This is a genomic window from Vibrio cidicii, assembly GCF_009665415.1.
GTDB classification, from domain to species: Bacteria; Pseudomonadota; Gammaproteobacteria; order Enterobacterales; family Vibrionaceae; genus Vibrio; species Vibrio cidicii.
Map to the genome: position 1 here is coordinate 2,854,288 of NZ_CP035921.1, position 16,286 is coordinate 2,870,573.

Annotated in this window: 13 protein-coding genes; 8 read left to right on the forward strand and 5 right to left on the reverse strand. The window is 46.1% G+C overall.

Features of this window, described 5'->3' with window-relative positions; translation table 11 throughout:
• The first annotated feature begins 260 nt into the window (after nt 1-260).
• A complete protein-coding gene (locus EWA64_RS14050) occupies nt 261-2,483 on the forward strand; it encodes an NADP-dependent isocitrate dehydrogenase (protein WP_061893839.1) in 2,223 nt (740 codons plus the stop codon).
• 109 nt (nt 2,484-2,592) lie between these two features.
• Here the strand turns inward: EWA64_RS14050 and cspD are convergent, their stop codons facing one another.
• Nucleotides 2,593-2,814, reverse strand: a complete 222-nt coding sequence (gene cspD / locus EWA64_RS14055) for a cold shock domain-containing protein CspD (protein ID WP_061893840.1) — start codon at nt 2,812-2,814, stop codon at nt 2,593-2,595.
• 532 nt (nt 2,815-3,346) lie between these two features.
• Here cspD and clpS point away from each other — a divergent pair.
• The gene (gene clpS / locus EWA64_RS14060; RefSeq protein ID WP_061893841.1) at nt 3,347-3,667 is read left to right on the forward strand and encodes an ATP-dependent Clp protease adapter ClpS; all 321 of its coding nucleotides are present in this window, start codon (nt 3,347-3,349) and stop codon (nt 3,665-3,667) included.
• A gap of 47 nt (nt 3,668-3,714) precedes the next feature.
• Nucleotides 3,715-5,982, forward strand: a complete 2,268-nt coding sequence (gene clpA, locus EWA64_RS14065; protein WP_061893842.1) for an ATP-dependent Clp protease ATP-binding subunit ClpA — start codon at nt 3,715-3,717, stop codon at nt 5,980-5,982.
• Nucleotides 5,983-6,123: 141 nt separating this feature from the next.
• Here the strand turns inward: clpA and infA are convergent, their stop codons facing one another.
• The 3 genes from infA to aat form a co-directional block, all read right to left on the reverse strand.
• Nucleotides 6,124-6,342, reverse strand: a complete 219-nt coding sequence (gene infA / locus EWA64_RS14070) for a translation initiation factor IF-1 (RefSeq protein ID WP_001040192.1) — start codon at nt 6,340-6,342, stop codon at nt 6,124-6,126.
• 81 nt (nt 6,343-6,423) lie between these two features.
• The gene (locus EWA64_RS14075) at nt 6,424-7,122 is read right to left on the reverse strand and encodes an arginyltransferase (RefSeq protein ID WP_061893843.1); all 699 of its coding nucleotides are present in this window, start codon (nt 7,120-7,122) and stop codon (nt 6,424-6,426) included.
• Nucleotides 7,119-7,832: a leucyl/phenylalanyl-tRNA--protein transferase gene (gene aat / locus EWA64_RS14080; RefSeq protein ID WP_061893844.1), complete on the reverse strand. Its 714-nt coding sequence runs from the start codon at nt 7,830-7,832 to the stop codon at nt 7,119-7,121. Before aat ends, EWA64_RS14075 begins: the two co-directional genes overlap by 4 nt.
• 33 nt (nt 7,833-7,865) lie before the next feature.
• On the opposite strand from aat, the gene EWA64_RS14085 reads away from it, so the two are divergent.
• Nucleotides 7,866-8,321, forward strand: a complete 456-nt coding sequence (locus EWA64_RS14085) for an outer membrane lipoprotein (protein WP_061893845.1) — start codon at nt 7,866-7,868, stop codon at nt 8,319-8,321.
• Between the two features lie 124 nt (nt 8,322-8,445).
• Complete coding sequence (aroA, locus tag EWA64_RS14090) at nt 8,446-9,732, forward strand: 3-phosphoshikimate 1-carboxyvinyltransferase (protein WP_061893846.1); 1,287 nt, start codon at nt 8,446-8,448, stop codon at nt 9,730-9,732.
• Between the two features lie 69 nt (nt 9,733-9,801).
• Here aroA and EWA64_RS14095 read toward each other — a convergent pair whose 3' ends face one another.
• Nucleotides 9,802-10,047: a YciN family protein gene (locus tag EWA64_RS14095; RefSeq protein ID WP_039433146.1), complete on the reverse strand. Its 246-nt coding sequence runs from the start codon at nt 10,045-10,047 to the stop codon at nt 9,802-9,804.
• A gap of 401 nt (nt 10,048-10,448) precedes the next feature.
• Here EWA64_RS14095 and topA point away from each other — a divergent pair, with 401 nt between their 5' ends.
• From topA to glgA, 3 genes are all read left to right on the forward strand, one after another.
• The gene (gene topA / locus EWA64_RS14100; RefSeq protein WP_061893847.1) at nt 10,449-13,073 is read left to right on the forward strand and encodes a type I DNA topoisomerase; all 2,625 of its coding nucleotides are present in this window, start codon (nt 10,449-10,451) and stop codon (nt 13,071-13,073) included.
• A 507-nt stretch (nt 13,074-13,580) separates the two neighbouring features.
• Entirely contained in the window at nt 13,581-14,798 is a 1,218-nt protein-coding gene (gene glgC, locus EWA64_RS14105; protein ID WP_061893848.1) for a glucose-1-phosphate adenylyltransferase, read from the forward strand.
• Nucleotides 14,788-16,251: a glycogen synthase GlgA gene (gene glgA, locus EWA64_RS14110; protein ID WP_061893849.1), complete on the forward strand. Its 1,464-nt coding sequence runs from the start codon at nt 14,788-14,790 to the stop codon at nt 16,249-16,251. The genes glgC and glgA overlap by 11 nt, the downstream gene beginning before the upstream one ends.
• The last annotated feature ends 35 nt before the right edge of the window (nt 16,252-16,286 follow it).

The following is a 16,286-nucleotide window of genomic DNA, read 5'->3' on the forward strand; positions in this document are numbered from 1 at the left end:
ATTCTGAAATCAGCTATGATTTGCGCGCCTTAGACTAGCAAAAGCGTCAGAATGATAGACTAATTCGCGCGATTTGTTTAATTATAAACGTGCACTCATGGATTTAGAGCGACAAACTCAAATACGCATTTTCGAAAAGAACAATCGAGTGCCAAACGGCGATTTGTACTTGGGGAGACACTGATACTCAGTTTAGTGCAAAGCGCGTCAATTCCACACGCCATGGGTTACTGTGGCGTACCGAAATATAGGGAAATTTCATGCCTACAGAAAAACCTACAATTGTCTATACCATTACCGATGAAGCACCAGCACTAGCAACCTATTCTCTGTTGCCTATCATCCGCTCGTTTACCGCATCGTCGGGTATTAATGTTGAAACCCGCGACATCTCTTTGGCTGGACGCATCATTGCAAACTTCCCTGAGCATTTAAAAGCCGAGCAGCAAATCGGTGATGCACTGACAGAGCTAGGCGAACTGGCACAAACAGCAGAAGCGAATATCATCAAACTGCCCAATATTTCTGCTTCGATTCCTCAATTGAAAGCGGCGATAAAAGAGTTGCAGGACAAGGGTTATGATCTGCCGAATTACCCTGAAGAGCCAAGCACCTACGAAGAAGAAGCCATTAAAGCTACCTACGATAAAATCAAAGGCAGTGCTGTAAACCCAGTGCTTCGTGAAGGGAACTCCGATCGCCGTGCACCACTTTCGGTGAAGAACTATGCGAAGAAAAATCCCCATTCAATGGGCGCATGGTCATCTGATTCAAAGTCGCACGTTTCCAGCATGGACGAGAAAGATTTTTTCGGCACTGAAAAGTCAGTCACGGTGAATGGCGCAACTAAAGTAAAGATTGAGTTTGTTGGCCAAGATGGTAGCAGCAAGGTGTTGAAAAAAGAGTTCGCACTGCAAGATCAAGAGATCATCGATAGTGCGGTGCTGAGTAAAAATGCGCTAGTGACTTTTTTTGAGAAAGAGATCGCCGAAGCAAAAGCTCAAGATGTGCTCCTTTCTCTGCACATGAAAGCCACCATGATGAAGGTCTCCGACCCGGTTATTTTCGGTCATGCAGTGAAGGTGTACTACAAAGAGGTGTTTGATAAGTACGGAGAACTGTTTGCTAAGCTCGGTGTGGATGTGAATAACGGTTTAGGCGATGTGTACGCTAAGATTGCCTCTTTACCGAATGCGCAGAAAGAAGAGATTGAAGCTGCCATCGCGGCCGTTTATGAGAAACAACCTGCACTGGCTATGGTTGACTCTGACCGTGGTATTACCAACCTCCATGTACCAAGCGACGTTATTGTTGACGCTTCAATGCCAGCGATGTTGCGCGCTTCGGGGCAAATGTGGGGACCTGACGGCAAACAAAAAGACACCAAAGCGATGATCCCAGATCGTTGTTATGCTGGCGTATACCAAGCCGTCATTGATTTCTGTAAGCAGAATGGCGCGTTTGATCCTACGACAATGGGTAGTGTACCAAACGTCGGATTGATGGCGCAGAAGGCAGAAGAATACGGTTCTCACGATAAGACCTTCATTCTCGATGCAGCAGGCGTAGTACGTGTGGTTAATGAACAAGGTACTGTGCTTCTTGAACAAGTGGTTGAGGAAGGTGATATCTTCCGTATGTGCCAAGTTAAAGACGCACCTATCCAAGATTGGGTGAAGTTGGCGGTGACACGTGCTCGCGCGACAGGCGTTCCTGCGGTATTTTGGCTTGATCAAGAGCGTGCTCACGATGCAGAACTTATTAAGAAAGTCACTACTTACTTGGCAAATCATGATACTCAAGGTTTGGAAATTAAGATCTTGTCGCCAGTAGAAGCTTGTCAGTATTCGTTGCAAAGAATGAAAGCGGGCCAAGATACTATTTCAGTCACGGGGAACGTACTACGTGACTATCTAACGGACTTGTTCCCAATTCTAGAACTAGGTACGTCGGCGAAAATGCTCTCAATCGTCCCGTTGATGAACGGCGGTGGCTTGTTCGAGACGGGTGCTGGCGGCTCAGCACCAAAACACGTGCAGCAAGTGCAAAAAGAGAACCACTTACGCTGGGATTCTTTGGGTGAGTTTCTTGCGCTGGCAGCTTCGCTTGAGCATTTGAGCGTGGTCACTGGCAACAAAAAAGCACAAGTTCTCGCCGATGCGTTGGACAAAGCGACTGGAGAGTTTCTTGATACCAACAAGTCACCATCACGCAAAGTGGGTGAGCTTGATAACCGTGGAAGTCACTATTATCTTGCAGCTTATTGGGCAAAAGCACTGGCGCAGCAAACGGTAGACCTTGAGCTAGCGACTGAATTTGCTCCAATTGCGAAGGAGTTAGCTGAGAAAGAAGAACAAATTGTGTCTGAATTAAATCGCGCGCAAGGTGTGCCGGGGGATTTAGGCGGTTACTATCTGTTTGATGAGAGCAAAACGTCAGCTCTTATGCGGCCTAGCCAAACGCTCAATAGTGTCATCGGCTAATGAACGATGACCTCTAACGCATAAATTAAAAACCCGCTCAAATGACTGAGCGGGTTTTCTAATCTTGCGTCGCACTTAAAGAACAAGTAGTGCTGTGATAGCCAGTCAATTACTTGCTAGCGAGCGCCTCAATCGGTACAACACTGCTTGCGTGGCATCCTTTAGGACCTTTTTCTACCTCATATGCGACTTGTTGGCCTGCTTTCAGAGTACGATAACCGTCCATCTGAATCGTGGAGTAATGGGCAAAAATATCACCATCCTCTTCATCTGAACAAATAAATCCAAATCCCTTGGCGTTATTGAACCACTTTACTGTACCTGTAGCCATGCTATACATCCCTCATGCATTTTTGTTACTGATGTTGTTAAACCAATCTAAGCCCACTAAAGACAGATGGCTTATTTAGCGTTCACGCTAAATGTAAAAAATAATGGTGAATTTTTTCAAACTGATGTTGCAGGATTTGCGTTTTGCGAAATCAAACATAAAGTGAAGAAAAAATCACCACCACTCGACAATGTAGTCAATGATTGGTCGTAGTCAATAGTAAAAATGTATAAATAACAACAGAATTGCAAACAGGTCACCTTTATGGTTAACATTTCTGCAAATGTCTCGTGTTCAAAAAGCCATCATAAACCGTGTTTTGTGTTGACGGTTGCTTTTTTTATCATCAAACAGCTTGCACAAGTATCGTTGTCATCTTCTTTTTATTTGCAGCGACCCTAGAGGTGCATTAGTCTCTAAATGAGGAATACGAATTCGCACGCCCTGACTGACTACAACCTACTGGCAGCTTATGATAAAGTGTTTCAGGTGTCTGATTTCCTGTAAAAGTTCCCAACGTTGTGTTTAGGCCATGAGTAAAAAATTTGAATGGGTCACTCCGGACTCAGATCTTCTGGAGCTAGAGAAAACCAAAATCCAACCGCCCAAAATGTATAACGTTTTGTTAAATAACGATGATTATACGCCGATGGATTTCGTGATTGACGTACTTGAGCGATTCTTTTCGCATGATCTGGACAAGGCGACGCAAATCATGCTCAAGGTCCATTATGAAGGAAAAGCAATTTGTGGCACGTATAGTGCAGAGATTGCAGAGACGAAAGTCGCGCAGGTTACGATGTACTCAAAGGAAAATGAGCATCCGCTTCTGTGCACCATGGAGCAAGCGTAACAATAAGACTTGCTCGAGCAACCAAGTTGTTCTTACGGGAGGTACTTATGCTGAATAAAGAACTGGAGTCGAGCCTAAATGGCGCTTTTGCTCGTGCTCGTAACAAACGACATGAGTTCATGACTGTTGAACACCTCCTGCTGGCATTGCTAGAAAACGATGCTGCTAAGGAAGCCCTTATTGCTTGTAAAGCGGATCTAGACGCTTTACGCCACGAACTCGATATATTTATCGACCAAACTACGCCCCTTATCCCAGAGAGCGATGAAACCCGCGAAACTCAACCTACTCTCAGTTTTCAACGAGTTTTGCAACGTGCTGTCTTCCATGTGCAATCCTCAGGAAGAAGCGAAGTCACTGGTGCTAACGTACTTGTCGCCATATTTAGCGAACAAGAATCTCACGCCGCTTATTTGTTGAAGAAAAATGACATCTCTCGTTTAGATATCGTTAACTTTATTTCTCATGGCATCACAAAAGCCACAGGGGCCAGTGATGACTCCTCTCCGGATTCTTTTCACTCAGATAGTACAGAAGAAACTGGTTCAGATGAACGCCTTGAGAGTTTTGCCACCAATCTGAATCAGGTGGCGAAAGAAGGGCATATTGATCCACTGATTGGCCGAGACAAAGAGTTAGAACGGACAATCCAAGTGTTGTGCCGTCGTCGTAAGAATAATCCTCTGTTGGTTGGTGAAGCAGGGGTTGGAAAAACGGCCATTGCGGAAGGACTGGCATGGCGTATTGTCGAGGGAACTGTACCTGAAGTAATTAAAAACAGCGTAATTTATTCGTTGGATATCGGCTCCTTGTTAGCGGGTACCAAATATCGCGGTGATTTTGAAAAACGCTTCAAAACTATTTTAAAACAGCTTGAGCGTGAGAAAGACGCAATTCTGTTTATTGATGAAATACATACCATTATTGGCGCAGGTGCCGCTTCTGGCGGCCAAGTTGATGCCGCAAACTTAATTAAACCTTTGTTAAGTAGTGGCAAATTACGTTGCATCGGTTCGACGACTTATCAAGAATACAGCAACATTTTTGAGAAAGAGCGTGCTTTGTCGCGCCGATTCCAGAAAATTGATGTTGTTGAGCCCTCGCTAGATGACACGACGAAGATCTTGATGGGCTTGAAATCAAAGTATGAAGCGCATCATGATGTTCGTTATACCAATAAAGCACTACGAGCAGCAGTGGAATTGTCTGCCAAATACATCAACGAGCGTCATTTACCAGATAAAGCGATTGACGTTATCGACGAAGCAGGCGCAAGAAGTCGTTTAACCCCAGCCAGTCGCCGCAAGAAGACGGTTGGTGTGGCTGACATTGAGGCCATGGTGGCAAAAATGGCTCGCATTCCCGAGAAGTCTGTTTCCTCATCCGATAAAGACATCCTGAAAAATCTGGATGATAAGATGAAGATGCTTGTGTTTGGTCAAGATGCAGCCATTGATGTGCTTTGTGAAGCAATCAAACTGAGCCGTGCAGGCCTTGGTGCCGATCATAAACCCGTCGGCTCTTTCTTGTTTGCAGGCCCGACTGGTGTCGGTAAAACCGAAGTGACCGTACAGCTATCGAAACTTTTAGGGATCGAGCTGCTGCGCTTTGATATGTCAGAGTATGGTGAACGCCACTCAGTCAGTCGCCTAATCGGCGCGCCTCCGGGTTATGTAGGCTACGATCAGGGCGGCTTGTTAACCGATGCAGTATTGAAGCACCCTCACTCAGTGGTGTTGTTGGATGAAATTGAAAAAGCGCATCCTGATATCTTCAACTTGCTGCTGCAAGTGATGGATAACGGCACGCTTACGGACAACAATGGCCGTAAAGCCGATTTTCGTAATGTCATCTTGGTCATGACAACCAACGCCGGTGTGGCTGAGACAGAGAAGAAATCCATTGGTCTAATTCAACAGGATCACAGCCCTGATGCGATGTCTGAGATCAAGAAAGTCTTTACACCAGAGTTTCGTAACCGTCTCGATAATATCATCTGGTTTAATAGCTTGGATGAAGCGATTATTCATCAAGTGGTCGATAAGTTTATCGTTGAGCTGCAGGTACAACTTGATGCACGCGGTGTCTCTTTGGAAGTCTCTGAGGATGCTCGTCACTGGTTGGCTAGTAAAGGCTATGACAAAGCGATGGGGGCACGCCCGATGGGCCGTGTGATTCAAGACAAGCTGAAAAAGCCGTTAGCAAACGAGCTACTGTTTGGCTCGCTGATCGATGGTGGTACAGTGAAAGTGACGCTTGAGTCCGATGAACTTCAATTCGAGTACTTAACCACGCGAGAAGAAGCAGTTCATTAAGCGAAAGCGCAAGTTAACCAAGCAGGCCCCGGCCTGCTTTTCTTTGTTATTGAACGTAGAAGAAGCGTTCCCTAGTGTGCATTAGACAAACAAAAAGCGGAGCTTCTGGCTCCGCTTTTTGTTTGTATCCGATAATCGTGATTAACGGGCACGGAAGACGATGCGGCCTTTGGATAGGTCGTATGGAGTCATCTCTACAGTTACTTTGTCACCCGTAAGGATACGGATGTAGTTCTTACGCATCTTGCCGGAAATGTGCGCAGTAACAACGTGGCCGTTTTCTAGCTCAACACGAAACATAGTGTTAGGTAGAGTATCAAGGACGGTACCCTGCATCTCAATTACGTCTTCTTTAGCCATTTAATCCTCTTAGAAACTTGGCGATTTTTTAACGGGCTAATTCTGCCGTCAAAAAGCAAATATGTAAACTTGGGGCGTATTCTACCCTTGCCAACGCTGATTTACTAGTTTTTGGTGACGCTCAAAACGAACTTTATAGTTCATCGCTTCGCATTCATCAATCTGATAACCAAGGTAGAGCCACTGCTTATGTTCTTGCTGGCAGTGCTCGAGCTGGAACAAAACCGCAAGGGTGCCAAGGGAAAGCGGATAATCGGGATCAAAAAATGTGTAAAAGGCGCTAGCGCACTGCTCCATGATGTCAGTAGCCGCAATAGCCAGAAGCCGTTCTCCTTCATAAATATGAAGATACAGGGTGGTAACCCACTGACTGCGGGAGAAGTGGGCGAAATCCTTTTTCTGTGGCGGATACATAGTGCCGTGTTTGTGACGAGCGGTAATATAGCGGCTATACAAACTAAACCAGTTACTATCCATGGATTTTTTGAGGCACCAGCTCAGTTTTCTGGACTTTTTTCTCAAGCGCTTCTGGCTTTTCGACAGCACAAAATCGGGAACGGCAACGCGGATGGGCTTGCACGCTTGGCAAAGATCGCAGTGTGGCTTGTAAATCGTGTCACCACTGCGGCGAAATCCGTTCGCGAGCAACACTTCATAGCTTTCTGCGGAATGCATTTCTGGTTCTAAGGCGACAGCGACACGTTCTTGACGCTCTGGCAGATAACTGCATGGATGGTTGTCTGTGAGCCCTATTTTTATTTGGTGAATATCTGAACTCATTTATCGGGTTCCTCCAACCATTGTGGCAAAAAACAATTCGCTGCAAGCGACTGTTTCTTTAAGCATAGCAGGCGTTTTAGAAATTCCTCGCGCGGAATAGTAAAGGCGCCGAGTGAGTGAAGGTGAGGATTCATTACCTGGCAGTCAATCAGCTTGCCGTGATGGCGGGCGAAATGGTGACAAAAATACCACAGGGCAATTTTGGAGGCGTTGCTGCGAGTGCTAAACATGGATTCACCACAAAAAAGCTGCCCAACTGAAATACCATAAAAACCACCGATCAACTGGCCATCTGCCCAAACTTCTACCGAGTGACAAGCACCTTGTCGACTAAGTAGCGTATAGGCCTCGCGCATTTCTTCGTTAAGCCAAGTTTCATCAGCAGCGCGAGTGGTGCCGCACATGTAGATAACTTGCTCTGTCGCCTGATTAATACTGACTTGGTAAGCCGCTTTCCTTTGGAATTTTCTCAGGCTTTTGGCTGGAGAAAAGGTATTAGGGTCAAACACTGCCCGCGGTGAAGGACTCCACCACAGAATAGGTTCACCTGGCCCATACCAAGGAAAAATACCTTGCTGATACGCATTAAGGAGTCGTTGTGGTTGTAGGTCGCCACCAAATGCCAACAACCCATTTGGGTCAGCAAGTGCACTTTGTGCTGGTGGAAAGTCTAAACTTTTTCTATCGAGTTCGGTCAGATAAATAGCCATAAACGGTGTGTCATCAGGAGTTGGGGGTAAATTATGAAAAAATGGTTATGGTGTCTATTCTTCTTTCCTTTTTTGGTTAATGCGTCCTATGAGAGGAATGTAGCAAAGCCCGTGAACAAAGTCATATATGGCGAGGTGCAATCCGTTCGCTATATCACGCATCAGGAGGTACAACGTTCACAAGGCAATGGCTGGAAGACGCTGCTAGGAGCAACCATCGGCGGGTTAGTGGGCAATCAGTTTGGTGGCGGCAGTGGCAAGGAGGTGGCGACTGCAGTTGGAGCGCTGGCGGGCGCAGTAATTGCACATAATCAGAGCCGTAGTGAATACCAAGTGGACTACCAGTTGGTTGAACTGCTGATTCAAAGTGAGCAAGGTGTTTTGATCAATGTTATTCAGGATGTTGATAAAAACATGCTTTTCAATCCCGGAGCGAAGGTGAGAATTCTCTATTTTGACCAAGGTGTTCGGGTAGATCTGGCGATGTAAGAATGAGTATTTATTCACGGTTTAGCACTGGTTTTATGTGGGCTTTTTGGTTAGTCTGAATCCACGAAGAATAAAGTGATGCTCTCAGTTGAAGGCAACTGAAGCTCAAGGATCGTCTCAATTAATGGAAAGCCTTACGTTACAACCAATTAAGAAAGTTAATGGTGAAGTGAACCTGCCGGGTTCTAAAAGTGTTTCAAACCGTGCGCTCCTGCTCGCCGCACTCGCGCAGGGGACAACAAGACTGACCAACCTGCTTGATAGTGATGATATTCGTCATATGCTCAATGCGTTGAGCAAGCTAGGCGTCGATTACCGACTCTCCGACGACAAAACCGTTTGTACTGTGAATGGATTGGGGCGTCCATTTACGGTGACAGAGGCAACAGAGTTGTTTTTGGGTAATGCCGGCACGGCGATGCGTCCACTTGCCGCCGCCTTGTGTCTAGGTCAAGGTGAGTATGTACTTACTGGCGAACCGCGTATGAAAGAGCGTCCCATTGGTCATTTAGTGGACGCGCTTCGAGCGGCGGGCGCAGATATTCAGTATCTGGAGAATGAACACTTTCCACCGCTTAAAATTAAGGCGACTGGATTGAAAGCAGGGACGGTCAGCATTGATGGCTCTATTTCCAGCCAGTTTTTGACGGCTTTTTTAATGTCAGCGCCGTTAGCTGACGGTGAAGTGACCATAAAGATTGTGGGTGAGCTGGTTTCGAAGCCGTACATCGACATCACTCTGCACATCATGCAACAATTTGGTGTTAAGGTGATCAACAAGGAATACCAAGAGTTTGTTATTCCAGCAGGGCAACAATACCTTGCGCCGGGGGATTTCTTGGTGGAGGGGGATGCGTCTTCTGCTTCGTACTTTCTGGCCGCCGCCGCGATAAAAGGTGGAGAGATTAAAGTCACCGGGATCGGTAAAAATAGTATTCAAGGTGACATTCAGTTTGCGCACGCGTTGGAAAAAATGGGCGCGGAAATTGAGTGGGGCGACGACTATGTGATTTCTCGCGTGGGCCAATTGAAAGGCATTGATATGGATTACAACCATATCCCCGATGCAGCCATGACCATTGCCACCACAGCCCTGTTTGCACAAGGGACGACGGCGATTCGTAACGTTTACAATTGGCGAGTAAAGGAAACGGATCGTCTTGCCGCTATGGCAACAGAACTGCGTAAAGTCGGGGCGGAAGTCGAAGAGGGCGAAGACTATTTGATCGTTAAACCAACCAAGCAACTCAAGCATGCGGCGATTGATACTTATGATGACCATCGAATGGCGATGTGTTTTTCACTCGTGGCACTTAGCGACACGCCTGTGACGATCAATGATCCTAAATGTACTTCGAAAACGTTCCCAGATTATTTCGATAAGTTGGCACAATTAAGCGAATTGGCATAAAGCAGTCGGCAAGTGCTTTGTCATTTCTAAAAATAGAGCCTTGGTTTAAACGCCAAGGCTCATTGTTACTTATTTGAGGGTGAATTTTTTTGACAACTCGTGCGCTAGGTATTTGAACATATTAAATACAGCAGTCGTTTGTGGTGTTGGTAGACCATCTGAGTCTAAAAAATACTCTCCTTTGAAGATCAAAACGTCTTCTTTTTCTTCCACACTTGTTGCGCGCATGCCTGCAAAATAGTCTTCATGTTCCTGAATTAGGTGATTTGCGATGAGTAGCAGCTCGAATTCTGAAATAGGTTTTTTCTCGGTCATTTAGTTTTATCTCTTGGGAAACAGCAATGTGAATAGTCTAGAGTGTGCTGAAACGATTTCAACGTTTATTCCAAACAAGGATGGCTAATAGCGGTAAAGAACTTGGCCCTTACAAGCATGGTTTTGTGATGTACAACATAAAAATCACTTTTATATTCGCATCGCTATTTATCCACTGCTTAGTATACCGACCTAAATTTAGGCACTTGTCGATTCTGTTGTGCCCAGAGGCGATGGCGACCAATTGTCGACCAATCGGATCTGAAATTTAAAAAAGCAGTTGATCTTCTTTTGATATCGCACAATAGTAAAAAAAGAAGTTTCATAATGGTACAGCGTACCGATTATTGTTGGCTATCACTGACAATAATGACATCATTTTTAAGGGCGTTAGAGTCAATATGGGTAAATCTCTCGTTATAGTGGAGTCGCCAGCCAAGGCTAAAACGATCAATAAGTATCTTGGGAAAGACTTTGTTGTGAAGTCCAGTGTCGGTCACGTGCGTGATCTACCAACGGCTGGGCAAAGTACGGGTGAGAAAGCGGCTGCCATTTCAACTAAAGGCATGAGCGCAGAAGAGAAAGCTCGTATTAAGCAAGAGAAAGATCGTAAATCGTTGATCAAAAAGATGGGGATCGACCCATATCACGGTTGGGAAGCGAATTATCAGATCCTTCCGGGCAAAGAAAAAGTGGTGAGTGAGCTCCAAAAGCTCGCGAAAGACGCTGACTTTGTCTACCTCGCAACCGATTTGGACCGCGAAGGGGAAGCTATAGCGTGGCATCTTCGTGAGATCATCGGTGGTGATGAAGCGCGTTACAAACGAGTGGTGTTTAACGAGATAACCAAGAATGCGATTCAGCAGGCGTTCCAGCGCCCTGGTGAGTTGAATATGGATGGCGTAAATGCCCAGCAAGCTCGACGTTTTATGGACCGAGTGGTGGGCTTTATGGTTTCACCATTACTGTGGAAAAAAGTCGCTCGAGGCTTATCCGCCGGACGAGTTCAATCGGTAGCGGTGAAGTTGCTGGTGGAGCGTGAACGCGAAATCAAAGCGTTTGTCCCCGAAGAGTTCTGGGATCTGCACGCGAATACCATGACCGCAGATTCGGCCGCGTTCAAACTCTTGGTCGCGCAAAAATCTGGTGATACCTTCCGTCCTGTGAACGAAGCGGAAACGCAAGCGGCGATGGCCGTTTTGCAAAAAGCTCAATTGGAAGTTTGCAAACGTGAAGATCGTCCAACGAAGAGCAAGCCATCAGCACCTTTCATCACCTCCACCTTGCAGCAAGCAGCGAGCACACGCTTAGGTTACGGGGTGAAGAAAACCATGATGCTCGCGCAGCGTTTGTACGAAGCGGGTTACATTACTTACATGCGTACAGACTCGACCAACCTAAGTAGTGAAGCGGTGGAGGCCGTACGCGGTTACATCGTATCTGAGTTTGGTGAACGTTATTTGCCAGCCAATCCGCTGGTTTACGGTAGCAAACAAGGCGCTCAAGAAGCGCACGAAGCGATACGTCCATCCGATGTCCAAATTAAATCTGATGATTTAGAAGGGGTTGATAGTGACGCTCATAAACTCTATTCGTTGATCTGGAACCAATTTGTCGCCTGCCAAATGACCGAAGCGGAGTACGATTCGACGACCGTGAGTGTCAAAGCGGCTGATTACACGTTGAAAGCCAAAGGGCGCATTCTCAAATTTGATGGTTGGACACGCGTACAAAGACCGTTAGGTAAAAACGAAGACACGATTTTACCTGCAGTTCAAGTTGGGGAGAAACTAACGCTTGAATCGCTTGAGCCGAAACAGCATTTTACTAAACCACCTGCGCGATTTACCGAAGCCGCGCTAGTGAAAGAACTCGAGAAAAGAGGTATTGGTCGCCCATCAACCTATGCGTCGATCATTTCAACGATTCAAGATCGCGGCTATGTCAAAGTGGATCAACGTCGTTTCTATGCAGAGAAAATGGGTGAAATTGTCACCGATCGCTTAGACGAAAGTTTCAAGGACTTGATGAATTACGATTTCACCGCTCGGATGGAAGAAAAGCTGGACCAAATTGCCGAAGGTGATGTGTTGTGGAAGGCTGTACTCGATCACTTCTTCTCTGATTTTACTCAAGATCTTGAGAAAGCAGAGCAAGAAGAAAGCGAAGGCGGGATGAAATTGAATCATATCGTCATGACCGATATTCAATGCCCGACCTGTTCGCGCCCTATGGGAATACGTACCGCGTCAACTGGTGTCTTTTTAGGCTGCTCAGGCTATGCACTTCCGCCAAAAGAGCGTTGTAAAACCACGATTAACCTCGGTGATGAAGACGGCATTATCAACGTTCTTGAAGAGGATGTTGAGACTGCTGCCCTGCGCGCGAAGAAACGTTGTCCGATTTGTGAGACGGCGATGGACGCCTATCTGATTGATGATAAGCGGAAAATGCACGTATGTGGTAACAACCCAAACTGCGAAGGCTACCTCGTTGAATACGGTGAGTTCAAAGTGAAAGGGTATGATGGCCCAGTGGTTGAGTGCGATAAATGTGGATCTGATATGGTGCTGAAAAATGGCCGTTTCGGTAAATATATGGATTGCACCAGCGAAAGTTGCAAAAATACGCGTAAGATCCTGAAAAATGGAGAAGTAGCGCCACCGAAAGAAGAGCCAGTACATTTCCCTGAGTTACCTTGTAGTACTTCAGATGCTTACTTTGTGCTGCGTGATGGTGCCTCAGGTCTGTTCATGGCGGCGAGCAATTTCCCCAAATCTCGAGAGACGAGAGCGCCATTGGTGTCTGAGTTAGCGCGTTTTGTTGAGCGCTTACCTGAGAAATATCAATACTTGGCTACGGCACCGACGCACGATCCCGATGGCGTAGAAGCAGTAGTGCGTTTTAGTCGTAAGAGCAAGGAAAACTACGTTCGAACAGAAGTAGACGGTAAGCCAACAGGCTGGACCGCGCTCTACGATAACGGGAAATGGGATATTTCAGATAAGCGTAAGAAAGCGAAGTAAACCACTCGTCAATGTAATAATAAAATCAAAGAGCAGCATCGCTGCTCTTTTTCGTTCCAATCCTACCGCCTACTCGCAACGACCATTGCATCATATGTGTCTTGCGGTGCTAGGCATTTTCTCGGTTTGCAAGCTGTCATTTCTTTTTAACACCGATTTCTTATCTTGTTCATCATTGAGTAAACAGGCAGGTGTCGGTAATCTGTGAGCCAATTGTTCCACTTATGTAACTAAACACTCGTTTGAGTGTGACTTGGCTAACGTCTTCCCAACGTAACGGTTGTACTGTACACACAATGCCACTTTTGAAATTGTATTTTATTGGCAATGAGATACCTTATACAAAAGCATGAAATAGTCATGTAACGCTTGAGCATATTGATAAAAATGAATGATAAAGCTCAGGAAAAATAAATTTAAAACAAATAATTATGCTCAGTTACTCCCCATAAACTATTTAAGTAACTGAGTCATCTTTCCAGACTATAACGAAATGGAGAACAACGAATGGCTGGTGTTTTGGGAATGATTCTTGCTGGTGGTGAAGGCTCAAGATTACGTCCTTTGACGGAATCGAGAAGTAAACCTTCCGTCCCTTTTGGCGGTAGCTATCGTCTTATCGATTTTGCGTTGAACAACTTTGTTAACGCTGATCTGATGCGCATCTACGTATTGACTCAATTTAAATCACAATCTCTATTCCATCATATGAAGAAGGGATGGAACATTAATGGCATTACGGATCGCTTTATCGACCCGATCCCTGCACAGATGCGGACAGGAAAACGTTGGTATGAAGGAACCGCCGACGCGATTTACCAGAACTTACGTTTTATGGAGCTTTCTGAGCCTGATCAAGTGTGTATCTTTGGTTCAGACCACATCTACAAAATGGATATCAAGCAGATGCTTGATTATCACAAAGAGAAAAAAGCGTCGTTAACGGTTTCGGCATTGCGCATGCCTCTTTCTGAAGCGTCACAATTTGGTGTCATCGAAGTCGATGCTGATGGCCGCATGATTGGCTTTCAAGAAAAACCACAGAATCCGAAGTCTATCCCTGGAGATCCTGAGCATGCATTAGTTTCAATGGGTAACTATGTGTTTGAGGCAAAGGTACTGTTCGCGGAATTGATTGAAGATGCCGATGATGAAGAGTCATCGCACGATTTTGGTAAAGACATTATTCCGAAAATGTTCCCACGTGGTGATGTATTCGTCTACGACTTCAGCTTAAACCGTATTCCTGGAGAGAAAGAACAAGTGTACTGGCGTGATGTCGGCACGATTGACTCTTACTGGCAAGCGCATATGGACCTTTTGAAACACGATGCGCCGTTCTCGCTATATAACCGTAAGTGGCCGCTACATACCTATCACCCACCACTACCACCAGCGACGTTTACCGACTCGGCTAATGGTCGCGTGCAGATCATTGATAGTCTGGTCAGCAATGGTAGTTATGTGCGCGGTTCAAGAATTGAAAAATCTGTCTTAGGTTTTCGTAGCAACATCGCTTCAGCGTGTGACATCAGTGAATGCATCCTGTTAGGCGATGTGAAAATCGGCGAGGGTTGCGTGTTGCGCCGCGTGATCATGGATAAAGAGGTCGATGTGGCACCTGGCACGCAGATTGGTGTGAACTTACAGGAAGATAAGAAACACTTCCATGTATCGGAAGAGGGCATCGTAGTGATTCCAAAAGGAGCTCGTGTTGGCTACTAGCAACTTGTCTGTTTTGTTTGTTGCTTCTGAGGCTGAAGGGTTGATCAAGAGCGGTGGCTTGGCGGATGTCGCCAGGGCACTGCCGGAAACCTTGGTTGAACTTGAGCAAGACGCTAGGCTGGTTATTCCGGCCTATTCAGCGATAGATGGTCTTGCTGACGATGAAGTGGTGTTGGAGAGTCAGTTGGATTTCTGGCCCCATACCTCTTATCAAGTTAAGCAGCGGATGTTAGGTGACTTACCCGTCTATCTGATTGCGTGTACTGCGTATTTTGATCGACCAGCCATGTATGCGGAAAACAATCAATCTTATGCTGATAATGGCGAGCGCTTTGCCTTTTTCAGTGCCGCTTGTTTGGATATGTTGCCTAAGATCGGTTTTCGTCCACACATAGTGCACGCCAATGACTGGCATACTGGCTTAGTCCCATTTCTGCTCAAGTATCGTTACGCCAACAACGAGTTTTTCGCTGAAACACGCAGCGTCCTCTCTATCCACAATGCTGTGTTCAAAGGTGTTTTCAGTTATCAAGAACTTCAGTGCTTGCCTGAGTTTCATAGCCGATATGTCCCTGAAGTGGCGGTGAGTGCAACTCACATCACTATGCTCAAAGCAGGAGTGATGACCGCAGATAAGATCAATGCGGTCAGTCCTACCTATGCAGAAGAGCTTAAAACCGAACTGGGTAGTCATGGCATGGCTTGGGAGTTTCAATACCGCGCTGTGGATTTGGTGGGCATCTTAAATGGCTGTGACTATTCGGCTTGGAATCCTCAGACCGATGCCTTCCTGCCGACGCGCTATGAAGCGACCTTGCACAGCATGGAGCAAGGCAAACGCGACTGTAAAGCGGCACTGCAACAACAAGTCGGGCTTCCCGTCAAAGACGTCGCGATGTTTGGTATGGTGTGCCGGCTGACCCATCAAAAAGGGGTACACTATCTGTTGCCGATCCTGAGTGAGTTTTTAAAGCATGAAGCTCAATTGGTGATTGTCGGTACTGGCGATCCACTACTGGCGATGGAACTCAGAGATGTAGCTGCCCGTTTTGCTGATAAGCTTGTCTTTGTCGAAGCATACGATAATCAACTTGCACACTTGGTCGAAGCGGCTGCCGATTTCTTTCTGATGCCTTCTGAGTTTGAACCATGTGGTTTAAATCAGATCTACAGCATGGCCTATGGCACCTTGCCAATCGTTCGTGGTGTGGGTGGTTTGAAGGACAGTGTGAATGATTACGACGCAAATCCTGCCGAGGCAACTGGAATTGTTTTCCAAGATCCAACCCCTCAAGCTCTGTTGATCAGTATGCAGCGCGCTTTACTTCTCTATGCACAAAATCTAGCGGAAGTCCGCCGGGTACAGTTGCAAGCGATGCAGCAAGATTTTTGCTGGAGTAAGGCTGCTCAGCAATACTTAAGCCTTTATAAAGCGGCGCTAAGAATTGGTTAACAAAGTCAGAAATTGAGTAAAAGGCACGCTTTTAC